Source organism: Virgibacillus sp. 7505, from assembly GCF_002272135.1.
Classification (GTDB): Bacteria; Bacillota; Bacilli; order Bacillales; family Amphibacillaceae; genus Terribacillus.
Window position 1 is genome coordinate 1 of the sequence record NZ_NPBF01000104.1, and the last position, 329, is coordinate 329.

1 protein-coding gene is annotated in these 329 nt (G+C 44.7%); it reads left to right on the forward strand.

Annotation, left to right across the window (positions count from 1 at the left end; all coding sequences use genetic code 11):
- Positions 1-329 (forward strand): RsiV family protein (locus tag CHH91_RS18120; protein WP_141234201.1); only part of this gene is annotated, 329 nt, incomplete at both ends.

Genomic DNA, 329 nt, shown 5'->3' on the forward strand with positions numbered 1-329 from the left:
CGTTGTGTTGGAAATCAATGGCTATACGTATCCATTTGGAGCAGCGCATGGGATGCCAACAAGGACTTTTGCAAATGTGGACGTGCGCAATGGCCATGATTATGCCCTTTCGGAACTATTTAAACATGGCCGTGACTATGCGGCAGTGTTAAGCAAACTGGTAGGCGAACAAATGAAGAAACAGGCTGATGATTACTTTCCAAATGCATACAAAGGGGTGAAAAGCACACAACCTTTCTATGTTGATGAGCATGCGCTCTATCTTGTCTTTGATGTATATGAGCTGGCGCCTTATGCGGCTGGTTTTCCGACTTTCAAAATTCCCTTTG